Origin of the sequence: Methanosarcina siciliae T4/M (assembly GCF_000970085.1) — an archaeon.
Lineage (GTDB): Archaea > Halobacteriota > Methanosarcinia > Methanosarcinales > Methanosarcinaceae > Methanosarcina > Methanosarcina siciliae.
Window position 1 is genome coordinate 2,054,108 of record NZ_CP009506.1, and the last position, 15,814, is coordinate 2,069,921.

Sequence of the window (15,814 nt, forward strand, 5' to 3'; positions counted from 1 at the left end):
AAATTATTTAACTAGATCCTGAAAATTTATTGTCAGACATCGAATCCTTCTATTCATATCCGCTCTCAAATACGCTATTTATAGAATACCCGGGCGTGTAAAGTACATAACAATAACTAAAAATTAAGAGATTTGATCTATCTTCCTTTTGCCTCCCAAAATGCCCGAAGTTCAAAACTCTCTCCTGCCTGGCAAAAGTGAAAAATAACTGAGAATGTTGAACTCATAGTTCAATTAGAAGAAACTAAAGGCTGTAAACTCTCAAATCAGTCTCCTTGAATGAAACTCATACTCGTGTGATAACCTATAATCTTGAATAAAGCTCACTACTAAAACCCATAAATTAGACATGTTATAAATGATTTTTTACATTCCATTTTTTAATCAAGATAACTCCATTATGAAAAAGCCGCGCTGTAAGCGCGGTAAATTTCCGTGAAGACGTCTAATAAGGTTGTTTTGTTTCCTCTAAACCTACAAATCGTTCTTCCTTTTTTACATCTATCAACAAAAATCTATAGCCACCACTACCGTTATTCAATCCTTTTCCTCATCTCTCCTCTCCTACCAGGTTACTTTATCTCCCGACTTGGAAAGGTTTTTTATTCTTTTCTACCGACCAAATAATCCTTATCATCTTTTTAGCTGCCGCACAAAGTGCAGTATTGTAGTGTTTCCCCTCACTTATTTTCTTCATGAAATACTGCTTTATCACCGGATTATGCATCTTTGCTTGCACAACAGCTCTCCCCAAAACCCATCTTAACAATCTTGATCCTCTTTTGTTAGGTCCTGAAATAACTTCCTTGTTCCCAGACTTTTTTACTTTTGGATCATATCCTGCAAAAGCGACTATCTGGTCTGGATGTTGAAAGTTCTCCACGTCTCCAAGTTCCGCCCAGATCATAGCCGCCATTAAATCACTAATTCCAGGAATTGTCTGAAGGTAATGCTTATCCTTCAACGTTTCCCAAGCAGCCAAAATCCTGGTTTCCACTTCTTTTATCTGGCTTTCCATGTATTCAATCAGGTTAAGCAAGGACTTGACCTCAAATAATAAAGCCTCCTCAATAAAGTCAGGAGAAATTGAATCTTTCGCCATTTCTAAGAGTTTTCTTGTTTTCTCAGGACTGTAATGATTTCTGCTCGTTTTTTTCATAAACTCATAGAGCTTTTCCTCTCCCATTCCAAGCATATCTGAGGGTCTTGGTACTTCATTTAGAATGGCTATAGATGTTTTAGTGAATATGCTGGAAAACATCTGGTCATATCGGGGAAAGATAAGATGTACGTTACGTATTAACCGCTTCTTTAGATTAGCCACATTTGATTTCAACTTGAAATGGAATCCACAGTATTCTTTCAATTCCATTCTTTTTTTATCGCCATAACAGGTTTTTGGCGTCTCCCCAAATTGAAGTATCGCAGCAATTGTTTTTGCATCGATTTTATCGGTTTTTGATCCCCTAATGTTGACCGCTGCAAACCCCTTTACCTGAGAAGGATTGTAGGCATGAATTTCATAGTGTTTTGAAAGTTCCGAATATATGGCATACCAGTATATTCCCGTAGCTTCCATTCCAATCCGAGGAATTGAATTTAATCTATTAGATACTGATTCCACACGTTCTATGAATTTCTCGATACTGCTTTTTAAATTCTTGATTTGGATATACCTTCCAATCTGTTTACCCTCATCGTCCAAAATACAGGCTTCATGAGCATCCTTAGCGATATCAATACCGATGTTCAAATACATTTTTTGATCCCCCACAATACGATTTTATAGGCTGGAGACCAAATATCCCTCTGCTCTCTACAGATCGTAAGCTCGTGGAAAATCGCCAGACTCTGTGAGCACAGAGCTGTAACATGTTAAATTGCCGGAGAGCCGTAGGAGTGAGGGTGGTAGTCTAAGATAGCCGGACAATGCCGTAAGTCCTAATAACTACCCTCCCAGCCTACGTTTGTTTTTATGAAAATGCAGCAATAAAAGTATGCTGCAATTATCATTTATACGAGTCCTCTTGAGCGAGTTCACTTCTTAACCCATAAATAGTCTGCTTGAATGAAACTGCCTATAAAAACTCATCAATTAGTCTGCTTGAGCGAAGCGAAACAGACAACGTACTGTTGCGATTACATCGCAACTCCCAGAAAATCTCCGATTTCCTGCGATCCCGAGGCGCAATTCGGGAGGCGAAGCATTTACATGTAAGGTGAGCATACAATGCACAAAAAGCCTGCAAAAAGCCAGGCACACATAAAAATAAGGTTAAAAGACCGGTAGAGGAAAATAAATGGCTGTATGGAAGGGAAAGAAAGTGGTTTTACACACCACTATGGGCGATATCACAATTGAACTGTTTGAGGACATGCCGATTACTGCAGGAAACTTTGCAAAACTCGTAGACCAGGGCTTCTATGACGGTGTAGTTTTCCACAGGATAATCGACAACTTCATGATCCAGGGCGGAGACCCGACAGGAACGGGCATGGGAGGACCTGGCTATGAGATTCCTGACGAGTTCACAAAGCACAACAGAAACGATAAGGGCACTATCTCTATGGCAAACGCAGGCCCGAACACCGGCGGGAGCCAGTTTTTCATTAACCTCGTAAACAACAATTACCTTGACAAAATGCACCCTGTTTTCGGAAAGGTTGTAGAAGGAATGGAAGTTGTCAATGCCATGGGGAAGGTAAAAACCGACCGCCAGGACCGTCCGAAAACCGAAGTAAAAATCGTGAAGGCTGAACTGGTCTGAAGAAAACTAAAGTAAGGAACTATTGAAGGGATTCGGGAAGAGAATGTCAGTTTTCAGTGTCCTGAACAAAGTCATATAAGATCAGTTTAATATCAGCGATGATCGCTAATATCATCTAAGATCTACTAAGATTTGCAAGAAAGATCTGCTAAGAAAGATCTGCTAAGAAAGATTTGCAAAGGCAGATCGAGATCCGGGCGTTTTCCCAAAAATCCCAATCATTTTTTCATAATCTTAAGTTTATTATTTCTTAAATTGCCCCTTTTCAGGCTTTTTACGGGTTCGGGAAAAGCACATTTCAAGCGATTTTCATTAAGCCGTGATTGTTTTTTAAGAATATCCAATCATCTTAATCGCTCCAGTTTCCATTTTGGGATTTCCACAGATTCTCCATTCGTTATGTATGAGCAAACATAACGTTATTTATACTATGTGTACATTAATGGCAAACTGAGGATCACAGGAGCGAAAAACGGTGTTCGAAAACAAGCTGTCAGTCCCCAAAACTTGCCAGAGAAAAGTAACTCTTCTTTCCGAATCCATATCTCTTCTCAGGGAAAAGAAAGTCTTTTATTTTGAAATCCTTGCTCCAGGAACAATAAAAGAGAATACCAGAGATTGTTATTCCCTGGCGGACATCCGGATCGGAGAGAAAGTTGAGCTCTGCTATAAAAAAGACAGGCCCTGGATTCAACACCGCCTTTTCTACTCAAATCCTGCTGGGATGGTACACAGGATAATGACCTTTTCCCTCTTCAGGAGTAGAGATTCCACAGGTGTTCATCGACAGAACTGGGCACTTTGAATTGGAAAGTGGATACGGATCAATGCTGAAAGCAAGTTTACGGAAACCTGTAAACCTCCCGATTTTCAAGGTAGTCCGAAAAACTTGCTTGATCCTGTGCTCCTCAAATAAGGTAAATGGGATCAGGATTGAGGGGAGAGGAGAGAAGCAATATCGACCCTGATTAGCTTTAATGAAAGCAAAATTTCTCAATAGTGGTTTTATGGTAGATTCAATTCATGAGATGATCAGAGCAAGCTTCAGATGTGAAGACATGGTAAAATGTGTGCTCGGTTTGAAGTCTCTTGACATCGAAGCATACAAGGTCCTGCTCATGCATGGCCCTCTTACAACCGACAGACTGGGGGAAATTCTTAACAGAGAAAGAAGTACTGCATACCGTTCTCTACAGAACCTCATAACATGCGGAGTTGTTTACAGGGAAACAAGATCTCTGGAGAGCGGAGGATGCTACCATGAATATGTAGCTATCGAGCCCTGGGAAATGAAGCAGATGGTAAAAAAGAACGTTGACGAATGGTACCGCCAGATGAACGGGTTGATTGAAAAAATGGATGATAAAGTAAGTACTCCCATCCCGAGAATAGGAGATGAGGAAACCCGGATACAGGAATAAGTTTACGGAAAATATTATGCCTGGAATATGTTCTGTCTGCCTCTTTTTGATTCCATATCCTCTGTTTGTTCTCTTTTGATTCAATTTCCTTGATTTAGTTCCTCTAATTCTATTCCTTGGGATCGTTTTCTCGCTGAGATCTGTTTTTCCCGATTACGATGGTTTATGATTAATCAGTTCATATGTTCCGGGGTACCAAAGAAAAACTTTCAGTTTTTTTCTTGCTGTACCGCGAGATATTTTGTCCGCCTGTCCGTCAGACAAAACAACCGGCAAACCCGAACGCAATTCAGAGAAACAATATATTGAAGAAATGTGCTCTTGGCTGGGATGGCTGGGATAATACTTTTACTTAACCGCAAAAACTATTTCAAATTCAAGCAAATATGACCCTGATTATAATTTCTTATTCCTAATTTCTGATTTCAAATTCTGATCACAACTTCTGAACATTAGTTCGGATAAAAAGATAAAAATCCTGCCCAATATTGAATATGATTTCTTTTATCGAAGACTGAAGTCTGCTGACTATTCCGGGGGATGATTTCTGTGCAGGAAACAGCCGATGGATGGGATGTCCTGATTGCCGAAGCCCTTAAAGCCAGATATTTGCGCGAAGGGGAAAAAGGCTGGGAAGATATCTGTGAAAGGGTTGCAAGGGCAATTGCAACGGATAAAACAGAATATCTGGAATTCAAAGACCTGATGGTCCGTAAAATCTTTGTCCCGAGTTCTCCAACGCTTATGAATGCAGGGACGGAACTCGGCCAGCTTGCCGCCTGTTTTGTAGTCCCAGTGAAGGACAGTGTCGAGGAGATATTTGATGCCCTCAAAACGGCAGCCCTCATTCAGAAAACCGGAGGAGGAACCGGGTTTAATTTCTCAAAGGTAAGGCCAAAAGGGTCTCATGCCCTCTGTGTTGACGGAGTTGCGAGCGGGCCGCTTTCTTTCATGAGGCTCTTTAACGAGGCAACCGAAGTCATAAAACAGTTCGGCAGACGAAGAGGCGCAAACATAGGAATTCTTGACGTCTCGCACGATGATATTATTCCCTTCATCAGGGCAAAGCGTGTTGAAGGGAGCTTCAGAAATTTCAACCTCTCCGTAATGGTTCACGATGCTTTTTTCAGGCTTGTTGAAGCGGGCAGCACCGAAGAGGTCTGGAACTCCGGGACAGGGGCAACGGTTGGGGATGTGTTCTCCGAAATAGTTGACGGGATATGGAGAAACGGAGAGCCGGGTGTTCTTTTCTATAACCGTATTAACAGGGATAACTTCACGCCGGTGCTTGGGGACATCACCGCCACAAATCCCTGTGGAGAAGAGCCTCTCCTGCCTTATGAGTCCTGCAATCTGGGCAGCCTTAACCTATCCCTTTTTGTTGCGGACGGAAAAATCAGCTGGGACTTTTTGAGGGAAACAACCGGAAAAGCCGTCCGTTTTCTGGATAATGAAATTGATATCAATGTGTACCCTGTCCAGGAGATTGCGGAGGCTACCCGAAAGACAAGGAAAATCGGACTCGGAGTTATGGGATTTCATGATATGCTTTTGAAACTGGGGCTGTCCTATGAATCAACAGAAGCCGTCGAACTTGCAGAAAAGCTTATGGAACAGATTAGCTGGGCTGCAGTCCGGGAATCAAGAAAACTTGCGGCAGAAAGGGGACCTTTTCCGGAGTATGAAAAATCCATATGGGAACTCCCTATGAGAAACGCCACATTGACCGCAATTGCCCCGACCGGCACTATAAGCATTCTTGCAGGCTGTTCTGCAGGAATCGAACCTGTTTTCAGCTGGGTCTACAGGAGGACCCGGACAGTGGGAAAAGAATTCCTGCTCGTACACCCTCTCTTTGAAACACATTTCAAGCCCAGGCTCTCGGAATCCGATTATAATGAGCTCCTTGAGCATGTCTACTCACATGGAACCCTGCAGGACATAAACGACCCTGAAATTGTGTCCGAGAATGAAAAAAACCTCTTCAGATCAGCCCTTGATATTGGGTGGAAAACTCATATTGATATACAGGCAGCTTTTCAACGCCACTGCCATGCAGGAATTTCAAAGACCATAAATATGCCTGCAGATGCCGGAGAAGAAGATATTGAGCAAGCTTTGATTTATGCCTGGAAGCAAGGACTAAAGGGGCTTACAATATACAGGACAGGAAGCAGACAGTATGTGGTTCTTAATTTAAAAAAATCCGGAAACTGAACTGCCCTCTTAAAAGAATCATTTTGAAACTCTGGCTTGTCCCTGTAGGAAATAATTAACTTTTTGCGAACATGTTTAATTATTGAAAGAAGTGTTATACCACTGGAATTGCCATTATCTTACTAAAAATATATATACATTCGTACCCCCTGAATATATATATGCTTGCTTCTGTGACTGCTACCCCCAAACATCATCTTGAATTATTATCTGCGTGTATTATTTATGGCACCGTCGGAATTTTTATGGAATTGCTTAAGGACATGTCTGTAGGATCTATTATTTTCTATAGAGTTCTTTTCGGGCTTTCAGCCATAATATTTTATCTTGCAATTACCGGAAATCTAGGGCAACTCGCGTTGAAACGAAAGAAAAAATACCTGCTTCTTCTGGGAATTCTGTACGTTTTGCAAATGTTTTCCTATTATTCTGCAATCCGATATCTTGGAGCTTCTTCTGCTGTTCTTCTCCTGTATACCGATCCCATATACCTGACTTTTCTTGCCCCGATTATTCTCGGAGAAAAAAATACTGGAAGAACTATTCTTGCCCTTTTCCTGGGGCTTCTCGGCGTATTCTACGTAACGAGACCTGAAGGTGGTTTTGAACAGCTTGAATTTGGAAGCAACTATCTTAAAGGCGTAATATTCGGACTTGTCGGAGGCCTCTTCAGCAGCGGAGTCATAATATCCGTCCGTTTCCTCAGGAATGAATATAACGGCCTTACCCAGCTTGTCTGGCAGAGTGCGATCAGCCTGGTTTTCCTGTCTCCTTTCGCAGTCACCGTTCCGGGACAGGTGCTCGCTTCAAATCTTCCCATCCTCATGCTTTTTGGAGTCCTTATTACCGGCGTAGGTGCAGTCTTCTATATCAGAGGGGTTGCGGGTGTAAGTGCCATTACAGGCAGCATCCTCACCCTTCTTGAACCGGTTTCCTGCATCTTCTTTGATTATACAGTTCTGGGGAACCCGATTCATAACGGGATGCTTATAGGCTCCTTCTTTATCCTTGCAGCAGCAGTCGTGGTAAGTCTGGATAACTTTGATTTCCTGAAGAAATTGATTGTAGGGGAAAAGATAGTACCAAGCAAAATGATATCATGGAAAAAAGGGCTTCTAAGGGTACTGTATAAATAAGTCCTCCTCTTTTTTATTTTCCTTCCCGGTAAGAATTTTTTTGAGATTTCCTCTTTTTGATGTATTCGGTCCTGAAAATCCTGTTTTTGAGAAATATTGGGTAGTCTCCGATTTCCTATGATACCGAAGCTAAATACAGGTAGTGCGACTCTTCCGGGAAAAGAATGAGATAGATAGTGAATGACGTTGTGGGGGGCTAAAACATCTATGATTCAATGCTCTTAAGCGAAGTTCATTGTTAAAATATATTCGGGCCTTACAAACCTTACTTTTTCCGTTTCCAAAAAATATATATCTGCAGTATTTTATTTCCAGGATATGCATGCACAGGAAAACTCTTTCAAGCCTTATTCCGAAGTCATAACAGGGAGCATAATCTATGGCACCATGGGGGTTTTTCTTGACAGGGTCCAGGACATGTCCGTAGGGTCCGTTCTCTTCTGCCGGCTCTTTTTCGGTTTATGCATGATTTTCTTTTACCTGCTGTTGAGCGGAAGCCTTGAACAGCTCAGGCCCGGCAGGAACAGGAAATATCTGCTGCTGCTGGGTTTTCTGAATGCGGTAACAGGCGTATGTTATTTATCGGCCATAAGGTATAGCGGGATTTCAGTTGCTGTCCTGCTTCTTTATACGGCTCCTGTATATGTGAACCTGCTCGCCCCTTCAATCCTGGGAGAAAAAAGCAGCAATAAAAGCCTTCTGCCTCTGTTCCTTTCACTTGCAGGAGTCTTACTCATTGCCCACCCAGGCGAAGTTCTGGGAAACCTGAACGGGGGGTCCGATTTTATGAAAGGTCTATCTTTCGGGCTGCTTTCAGGGCTTTCCTTTGGCGCAACCATAATCACTATTCGCTACCTGAGACATGACTATACAGGGATATCCCAGACTTTCTGGCTGACCGGAATAAGCCTTTTCTTCATGCTACCATCTGCCCTTGCAACCCCCATATATACCTACAGTGGAAACTTCAGTACTCTGTTTCTCTTCGGCCTGACCATTACGTTCGCGGCCATCCTGTACCTCAAAGGAATTTCGGGCATCAGGGCGCAGACAGGCAGTATTCTTGCCCTGCTCGAACCCGTATCAGGAATTTTCTTTGACATCGCAGTCCTGAAAAATCCGCTTTATATCTCGACTTTTCTGGGCTGTGTGCTCATCCTCACAGCAGCTTATCTTGTGAGCAGGAAAGAACCAGCAGATAAAAGTCTTCCAGCCGATGTTCAGCCAGTACTATGACCGGTTTTTCACAGGAGAATGTTCAGAGTAATATGTTGAGATTGAAAGGGCTGCAAGGTTACAGTCTGAAAGATAATAATCAGATAATTTTAAAGAAAAAGTTGCCCCTCTGCCCAAAAGCTCTTTACTTAAGAACCCCTCTATTTTTAAGATTAAAGTTTTGAACCCGCAGGAAAAGCATGACAGATGAAATCCCGATTATAGAACTTAAAAACCTGACCAAAGTTTACAAAGACGGCGTGGAATTTCGCGCACTTGACAATGCAAACCTGAAAATTAGAACAGGGGAGTTTGTTGCAATTGTAGGTCCTTCTGGCTCAGGTAAAAGCACACTTATGCATCTCATAGGTCTACTCGACACGCCCACTTCCGGGACCCTCCTGATAGACGGCGATGACGTTACAAAAATGTCGGATAAAGAGCGTTCCGGGATGAGAAACCGGATGCTTGGTTTTGTCTTCCAGTATCACCACCTGCTGCCGGATTTCACTGCCCTGGAAAACGTGATGATGCCTCTCCTGATTGCGGGGAAGGGTAAAGACGAAGCAAAGGGTATTGCCGAAAAACTTTTAAAAGATGTTGGACTTGAAGACAGAATGGATCACAGGCCAGGTGAGCTCTCGGGAGGACAGAACCAGAGGGTTGCTGTAGCCCGGGCTCTTAGCTGTTCACCGGCAATCGTACTCGGGGACGAGCCTACGGGCAACCTGGACACCAAAACCGGAGATTTGATCTATGAACTGCTCCGTAAGCTGAATAAGGAATATAACCAGACCTTTATTGTGGTAACCCATAATGAGGAGCTGGCCGGAAAAGCCGATAGGATTGTCAGAATCGTAGACGGAAAAATAACGGATCAGTAAGAGGAAAAAATGGAATACACAAAAGGAAGGATCGGCAGAGTCTTTGTCGTCAGGGTTGACCACGGAGACGACCTTATCCTGGAACTTATTAAACTTGCAGAACTGGAGAAGATTGAGGCGGCTGTATTTATGCTGCTCGGCGCGTTGAGGGAGGGAAAGCTTGTTACAGGCCCTAAAGAGAACAGAAGGCCTCCTGAACCGGTCTGGACTGGCTTTAATGACGCACATGAGATTCTCGGAATAGGCGATATTTTCCAGGAAAACGGGAAGCCAAAAATTCACCTTCATGCAGGAACAGCCAGGGAAAACAGCGTTAAACTGGGATGCCTGAGAGGGGAAAGCGAAGTTTTTATGGTTGTCGAGGTATTCATTTTCGAGCTTGAAGGAATTTCTGCCAGAAGGATTATGGATACGGAACAGGGCTTTTCTCCTGTGAACTTTACGCCTGTCCCGGACAAGGAATGATCTTCCTAATGGATTACGATTAAAACGATTTGGAAATTTGTAAACGATTTGGAAATTTGTATAATTAAAACTGATTAAAACCGATGAAGATTTATTGGAAATCAGATCCGGCAGATTTCCTTACAATTATTTTTGAAATAATTATTATTGTGATTTTCTAAAATTTAATTACAGTGAATTGGATTTGAACCAAACTTAATTTTGCATAATAATTTCCAGTTCCCTCAGCCTCTTGAGAGCGATCATTTTCTCTTCATTATCTTTTAAAAACTCCTCTTCAAGGATCTGGACTATCTGCGGGAACGGTACTGTTAACTGGTAGTATTTCACAGGTCTCCCTTTTCCTTTGTTCTTCTTTTCGGATCTTTCATCCACCCAGCCCCTATCCCTCAGAGGGCGCATAGCTACACTCACTTCCGGTTGTCTGAGTCCGGAAACAAGTTCGATATGAAGGGATCTGAGTTCCCTGCAGTCCTTTAAACAAACGATTGCGGTAGCCTCTGTCCTCGGGAGTCCCAGGCTCTGGAGCATATCAATAATTGAATACTCTTTTTCGGTTAAATTAACTGGAGAATCGTCGGTCATTGTGAATGAATAATACTTTCATGTTTATATATTTTATGTAGATAAAATTATTTTTTAAAATAAATTGAGTATTGTCCGCAAGTAAAAATGGCATCTAACCCGAGTAAGACTTTCTTAAAAGAGATTTCATATAAAAGAGTGAGGAAATCGATCTCCAGAAAAAAATAATCTTTGTAGTCCTCTAACCAAAACCTTTAAAGCAAGTGTTTGCAGGAATTAAACATCTTATAAGTAGAAAAAAGGCCTTCCGGAAATAAAGAGATATATTTTGCCCTATAAAATCTGGATGTTCCCGATAGTCGGAAATAAACATATCTGATAAGTGGAATAACCGGTTTTAAGCGCACGAATACCTTCAATTCTTTAAAATGGAAGGATTCGCTTTAAAGGACTATTGAGAAATCTTCAAACTCGGGATTTCTAAATATTTCTGTCCTGAGATCAACAGCGAACTTGAAGTGTAAAATAGAGGAGTCCCTATTATCAGAAGTACGGATATAACTCAGGCAAATTTATTCGTTCTAACCGGATAAAGAATTAAATACGATTCGGACATGTAACGCTTATGTTAAGGAAAAGTCAAGTTCAAATAACAGAATATATGTATACATAGATCAGAGATTAGAAAGGGTGAAATGATGTCGTATATCGGTTTACAGCAGGATTCTGGAGAATATAAGATCCAAAAGATACATGCTCGGGAGATCCTGGATTCAAGGGGAAATCCCACAATTGAAGTAGATGTGTTTACACCAAAGGGATTTGGCAGAGCGAGTGTCCCTTCGGGAGCTTCCACGGGTACGAATGAAGCCCTTGAACTGCGTGATGCGGACCCCAACAGATACGGGGGAAAAGGGGTTCTGACTGCGGTCAAGAACGTAAATACCATTATCCAGAAGGAATTGCTTGGACTTGATGTGCGAAGCCAGCGGGAAATCGATGAGCTGATGATCGAGCTCGACGAGACCGAAAACAAATCAAACCTTGGAGCCAACTCCATTCTTGGTGTCTCCATGGCAGTTGCAAAAGCCGCAGCTGATTCCCTTAACATGCCCCTTTACCGCTACTTCGGCGGATCTAATGCTTTTACCCTTCCGGTGCCCACAATGAATGTCCTGAACGGGGGCAAGCACGCAGGAAACGAACTTGCAATTCAGGAGTTCATGATCCAGCCCAAAGGCGCAGAAACATTCTACGAGGCCCTGCAGATCGGGGCAGAAATCTACCAGACCCTCGGGAAACTGCTGGAGAAAAAATACGGGCGCTCTTCTACTAATGTGGGTTATGAAGGTGGGTATGCTCCCAAAATGAGCGAGTCCACAGAAGCTCTTGACGCCCTCGTACAGGCAATTGAAGAAGCAGGCTATACCGAGTCCGAGGTTACAATTGGGCTTGATGCCGCCGCAACTGAGTTCTATGAAGAAGAATTCTACAATATTGACGGAAAGAAACTGGCTGCTCCTGAACTGCTTGACTACTATGTGGAGCTTGTAAACTCCTACCCCATCCTTTCTATTGAGGACCCCTTCTACGAGGAAGCCTTCGAGGACTTTGAAGCCCTTACCAGCGAACTCTGGGACACGATCATTGTAGGGGACGACCTCTTTGTCACAAACATCGAAAGGCTTTCCAAGGGCGTGGACATGGGAGCCGCAAATGCCCTTCTCCTCAAAGTCAACCAGATCGGCTCAATCTCCGAAGCCTTCGATGCCGCAAGCATGGCTTCCAGAAACGGCTATACCGTTATTGTAAGCCACCGCTCTGCCGAAACCGAAGACACCACAATCTCAGATCTCGCAGTCGCCATCGGGGCAGAAATGATCAAGACCGGAGCCCCGGCCCGTGGTGAGAGGACTGCAAAATATAACCAGCTCCTCAGAATTGAAGAAGATCTCGGTGAAGTTGCACATTACGTGCAGCTCTAACCCTTTTTTTGATTTACTTTTTAACTTTTATCTTTACTTTTTTGAGCCTTTGTTTTTTAGTTTCTTACTCTTTATTTCTTAGTCCCGCCCTCTCAGTTTCATCTGGGCTTTTAATGTCCCCATTTGTAAGCGAGTTACTTTCCGTACTCCCGGAAACCGCATTAAGGTTGTCAGGATCAGAATTCAAACTAAGATTTCAGCCCTCCAAACTTTGTTTTACTCAAATACCAAACTTGTAACTGTGGATATCACCTGAATTTACAGATATGGGTCTAAAAATTGGGTCTAAAAATTGGTTTTAAAGGCAGAACTCACATATCTGAAAAAGCCTTGTAAGCAGTTTTTTCCTCCTGACCTTTCTGCCTTGCAGTCTTCCTGACAAAAACATAATATCCGATTCCTGTAAGGGCAACTGAGTAGAGAATCCTCCAGCTAAACCCTGAAACCAGGAAGGAAAGAGATAGGAGGGAAAGCCCTGAATAGACCCAGCGCCTCCAGCCTGTTTCGGTTTTCCAGTAGGAAAGCAGGACAAAGCCGTAGAGGAAGAGGAAATTCTGGTTGACGAGCATGAGCAGGGAAGAAACCGGAACCTTGAATACATAGGTTCCCAGAAGCACAAGCAAGAATACCGTATACATACTCAGGATACTTGCCATGGGCTGTCCGCGTTTCGAGAGTTTTCCCAGGTAAGCGGGGAGCACTTTTTCTTTTCCTGATGCATAGATAAGCCGGCTTGAAGCAAAGTTCCAGCAGGTTACATTGGCAACAATGACTACTGCCATCAACCAGATGAGCAGATTTCCAGGAGGAGTGAACTTAACAAGTTCCACAAGCCCTGACGCTCCGGAGAGGGGAACTCCGGCTGCATCAGCCCCTATACTTGTGACTGCCAGCATCAGGTAAATGAAGATTGTAAGCCCGAAACTGAGCCAGAAAACTCTTTTGACGTTTTTTTCCGGGTTCTGGAGTTCTCCAAGGCCAAAGGACATATTTTCCCAGCCCAGAAAAGCCCAGAAGAGGAGAGCAGAAATTCTCCAGACATTGTAAGGGTCGGGAACTCCGGAGCCGAAACCTGCAAGGCCTGATGCCCCTTCAAAGAGAGCCCTCACCGAAAATTCAAACCCTGAGGAAAAGAAATTGAAGTTATAGAAAGTGAGGGCAGTAATCAGGAAAAGCAGTATGGCTACGGCTGCGTAGTTGAAAAAAGAGACAAGTCTGACCCCGGCAACCGTGATAAGAGTCATGACCGTAATCAGGAGAAAAGCCAGCAGATGGACCCCGAAATCAGGCAGGGTGAAGAGGTGCTGCAGGTATTCTCCCCCAATGAGAGCGACTGCCGGCTCTCCCAGGATAAAGGACCCGCAGACGAGAGCTGTTACTGCGTACCCTCCCCACTCTCCCACAGCCTCGCGGGCATAATGGAAAAGCCCCCCCGAGCAGGGGAATTTCTCTCCTAGCCCTGCACATATCTGAATAAGAGGCATTGCAGCCAGAATGATCAGGAGCCAGCCGAAGACCACTTCCTGCGCTGTCCCAGAATCTGCAATCATCCCCGGCAAGCCGAGGAGCCCCGAACCTATAACCATAAGAATTGCAAGGACCACACCTCGCCCCAGAGTAACTGTTTTTTCAAGTTCGGTCATGCTTTGTATCCTTTATATCCCGGATTATTTACAGAAGTGAAGGGAAAGAAACAGAGAATACACTCTGAAGCCCTATAATGTTTGCGTTTTTATGTTGCAAGTCTTCTTTTTGAATCCTGCAAAAAGGCTAAAATACCCGATTCTCAAGATTGGCAACCGGAAACTAAGCAAACAGAGTTCTCGGGAAGTTGTATATTTGGATTAGCCAGCGGGAACTCCAGGTCCTGGTAAAAAAGGACAGATTTCCCACATAATCAAAAAATTAATAAAAATTTATAACAATAACAGTATAAATTAAATCCATAATTTATGGTGTAGACAATTAAAAAATACACTGTAAGAAGTTCTAAATAACGGAGGGGACACAATGCGGATTAGAGTAGATGAAGGAGGGATTAGTTCGATAACCGGGGATAGATGGGAGGAAGTTTATCCTTTTGAGATTACAGCGTAAGTATTCTCAGGCTTTTAGTGGAAGGAAAAATAGAAGAAAAAGAGACGTAAAAGAGACGTAAAAGAGCATTTGAACTAATAAAATACAAAAAGTTGTTTTTCTAAAAGCTTGAAAAAAGAGCTTGAGAAAGAAGTATGAGGCAGGGATTTTTTAAAAACCTGCGAAGCAACTTCTTTTTAAACATTAGTTACTTCTTTTTAAACATTAGTTATTAGTTTTTAGCTTTTAGTTTTAGCTTTTAGTTTTAGCTTTTAGTTTTAGCTTTTAGTTTTAGCTTTCAGTTTTAGCTTTTAGTTTTAGCTTTCAGTTTTAGCTTTCAGTTTTTAGTTTTTGGTTTCGTCTTTTTCCACGCAGATCAGTTCTTCTGCATACGGGAGTTCTTTTTTCATCCAGTCGCAGAAGTCCAGCCACTCGTCAAGCTTATGGTGGCGGCGCTGGAAGTAGATGTTTCGGAGTTCGGCATAGTTGGTGATAACCGTTCTTTTCTGCATGTAGGCGCTCGGGAGGTCCTGGACGAGTTCCCTGAAGACGGCTTTCCGATATGCATTATCCTCTTCAGTGTCCCCTTCGCGGGATTTGTAGGCTTTGATAAGATCGTTGAGGTGCCGGATCTGGGCATGCCTGTATTCCGTTATCGTATCAAAGGAAAAATCATGGGGAGCCAGATCCCTGCTGGTCAGCTTGTGCATTGTTGAGGTTGAGTTTTTTTCCGTAAATTTGTAGGTATCAAACTCTTTCCACCAGTAGAGAGGAGCTGAGAGGTCAAAGCAGACCGTAATGAACCGCAGAAACTTTCCGTGTTCGTTTCCCGCAAGGGTCAGGCGATGGGCCAGGTTCAGATCCTTTTCCCCGAGTTTGCAGTTCCCTGCCTGATCAGGCTCACTGCTGTCCATCAGGTGCCAGGAGTTCATGGGATTTCGCATTCCAAGAATCGCATAATAAAGGTTGTATGTGCCGTGTAACTCAATTTTGATCATAGTAGCGCCTCATTAACCCGGTTGTGGTAATAGGTCATAAATGCCTCATTAACCCGGTTGTGGTAATGGGCCATAAATGCCTCATTAACCCGGTTGTGGTAATAGGTCATAAATCCGGTTCTGT

Annotated in this window: 14 protein-coding genes; 9 read left to right on the forward strand and 5 right to left on the reverse strand. The window is 43.0% G+C overall.

Features of this window, described 5'->3' with window-relative positions; genetic code table 11:
• Positions 1-577: 577 nt before the first annotated feature.
• Positions 578-1,759, reverse strand: coding sequence for an IS110 family RNA-guided transposase (locus MSSIT_RS08735; protein WP_048171706.1), 1,182 nt, complete (start codon positions 1,757-1,759; stop codon positions 578-580).
• A gap of 541 nt (positions 1,760-2,300) precedes the next feature.
• Here MSSIT_RS08735 and MSSIT_RS08740 point away from each other — a divergent pair.
• The 8 genes from MSSIT_RS08740 to MSSIT_RS08775 all read left to right on the forward strand — a co-directional run bounded on the left by MSSIT_RS08740 (position 2,301) and on the right by MSSIT_RS08775 (position 10,106).
• Entirely contained in the window at positions 2,301-2,768 is a 468-nt protein-coding gene (locus MSSIT_RS08740) for a peptidylprolyl isomerase (protein ID WP_048171708.1), read from the forward strand.
• Positions 2,769-3,243: 475 nt separating this feature from the next.
• Positions 3,244-3,573, forward strand: coding sequence for a hypothetical protein (locus MSSIT_RS08745; RefSeq protein WP_048171709.1), 330 nt, complete (start codon positions 3,244-3,246; stop codon positions 3,571-3,573).
• 202 nt (positions 3,574-3,775) lie between these two features.
• Positions 3,776-4,189 carry a helix-turn-helix domain-containing protein gene (locus MSSIT_RS08750; protein ID WP_048174626.1) on the forward strand — a complete coding sequence of 138 codons (414 nt, stop codon included), beginning with the start codon at positions 3,776-3,778 and terminating at the stop codon, positions 4,187-4,189.
• Positions 4,190-4,729: 540 nt separating this feature from the next.
• Positions 4,730-6,406 carry an adenosylcobalamin-dependent ribonucleoside-diphosphate reductase gene (locus MSSIT_RS08755; RefSeq protein ID WP_048171711.1) on the forward strand — a complete coding sequence of 559 codons (1,677 nt, stop codon included), beginning with the start codon at positions 4,730-4,732 and terminating at the stop codon, positions 6,404-6,406.
• 161 nt (positions 6,407-6,567) lie between these two features.
• Positions 6,568-7,542: a DMT family transporter gene (locus MSSIT_RS08760; RefSeq protein ID WP_231590484.1), complete on the forward strand. Its 975-nt coding sequence runs from the start codon at positions 6,568-6,570 to the stop codon at positions 7,540-7,542.
• A gap of 318 nt (positions 7,543-7,860) precedes the next feature.
• The gene (locus MSSIT_RS08765) at positions 7,861-8,778 is read left to right on the forward strand and encodes a DMT family transporter (RefSeq protein ID WP_048171713.1); all 918 of its coding nucleotides are present in this window, start codon (positions 7,861-7,863) and stop codon (positions 8,776-8,778) included.
• Positions 8,779-8,957: 179 nt separating this feature from the next.
• Positions 8,958-9,641, forward strand: a complete 684-nt coding sequence (locus MSSIT_RS08770) for an ABC transporter ATP-binding protein (protein ID WP_048171715.1) — start codon at positions 8,958-8,960, stop codon at positions 9,639-9,641.
• 9 nt (positions 9,642-9,650) lie between these two features.
• Positions 9,651-10,106, forward strand: a complete 456-nt coding sequence (locus MSSIT_RS08775; RefSeq protein WP_048171717.1) for a PPC domain-containing DNA-binding protein — start codon at positions 9,651-9,653, stop codon at positions 10,104-10,106.
• Positions 10,107-10,301: 195 nt separating this feature from the next.
• Here MSSIT_RS08775 and MSSIT_RS08780 read toward each other — a convergent pair whose 3' ends face one another.
• Positions 10,302-10,691, reverse strand: a complete 390-nt coding sequence (locus MSSIT_RS08780; protein WP_048171718.1) for a transcriptional regulator — start codon at positions 10,689-10,691, stop codon at positions 10,302-10,304.
• 638 nt (positions 10,692-11,329) lie between these two features.
• Here MSSIT_RS08780 and eno point away from each other — a divergent pair.
• Positions 11,330-12,616: a phosphopyruvate hydratase gene (gene eno / locus MSSIT_RS08785; RefSeq protein WP_048171720.1), complete on the forward strand. Its 1,287-nt coding sequence runs from the start codon at positions 11,330-11,332 to the stop codon at positions 12,614-12,616.
• 64 nt (positions 12,617-12,680) lie between these two features.
• Here eno and MSSIT_RS25275 read toward each other — a convergent pair whose 3' ends face one another.
• The 3 genes from MSSIT_RS25275 to MSSIT_RS08795 all read right to left on the reverse strand — a co-directional run bounded on the left by MSSIT_RS25275 (position 12,681) and on the right by MSSIT_RS08795 (position 15,690).
• Positions 12,681-12,803, reverse strand: a complete 123-nt coding sequence (locus MSSIT_RS25275) for a hypothetical protein (RefSeq protein ID WP_269430819.1) — start codon at positions 12,801-12,803, stop codon at positions 12,681-12,683.
• A gap of 124 nt (positions 12,804-12,927) precedes the next feature.
• Entirely contained in the window at positions 12,928-14,259 is a 1,332-nt protein-coding gene (locus MSSIT_RS08790; RefSeq protein WP_048171722.1) for an APC family permease, read from the reverse strand.
• Between the two features lie 777 nt (positions 14,260-15,036).
• Positions 15,037-15,690 carry a hypothetical protein gene (locus MSSIT_RS08795; protein ID WP_048171723.1) on the reverse strand — a complete coding sequence of 218 codons (654 nt, stop codon included), beginning with the start codon at positions 15,688-15,690 and terminating at the stop codon, positions 15,037-15,039.
• Positions 15,691-15,814 lie beyond the last annotated feature (124 nt).

Coding starts and splice junctions, on each gene's coding strand:
- eno (WP_048171720.1), top strand. CDS start 11,330: ATGTCGTATATCGGTTTACAGCAGGATTCTGGAGAATATAAGATCCAA.
- MSSIT_RS08795 (WP_048171723.1), bottom strand. CDS start 15,690: ATGATCAAAATTGAGTTACACGGCACATACAACCTTTATTATGCGATT.
- MSSIT_RS08760 (WP_231590484.1), top strand. CDS start 6,568: ATGCTTGCTTCTGTGACTGCTACCCCCAAACATCATCTTGAATTATTA.
- MSSIT_RS08755 (WP_048171711.1), top strand. CDS start 4,730: ATGATTTCTGTGCAGGAAACAGCCGATGGATGGGATGTCCTGATTGCC.
- MSSIT_RS08735 (WP_048171706.1), bottom strand. CDS start 1,759: ATGTATTTGAACATCGGTATTGATATCGCTAAGGATGCTCATGAAGCC.
- MSSIT_RS08740 (WP_048171708.1), top strand. CDS start 2,301: ATGGCTGTATGGAAGGGAAAGAAAGTGGTTTTACACACCACTATGGGC.
- MSSIT_RS08750 (WP_048174626.1), top strand. CDS start 3,776: ATGGTAGATTCAATTCATGAGATGATCAGAGCAAGCTTCAGATGTGAA.
- MSSIT_RS08780 (WP_048171718.1), bottom strand. CDS start 10,691: ATGACCGACGATTCTCCAGTTAATTTAACCGAAAAAGAGTATTCAATT.
- MSSIT_RS08775 (WP_048171717.1), top strand. CDS start 9,651: ATGGAATACACAAAAGGAAGGATCGGCAGAGTCTTTGTCGTCAGGGTT.
- MSSIT_RS08770 (WP_048171715.1), top strand. CDS start 8,958: ATGACAGATGAAATCCCGATTATAGAACTTAAAAACCTGACCAAAGTT.
- MSSIT_RS08765 (WP_048171713.1), top strand. CDS start 7,861: ATGCATGCACAGGAAAACTCTTTCAAGCCTTATTCCGAAGTCATAACA.
- MSSIT_RS08790 (WP_048171722.1), bottom strand. CDS start 14,259: ATGACCGAACTTGAAAAAACAGTTACTCTGGGGCGAGGTGTGGTCCTT.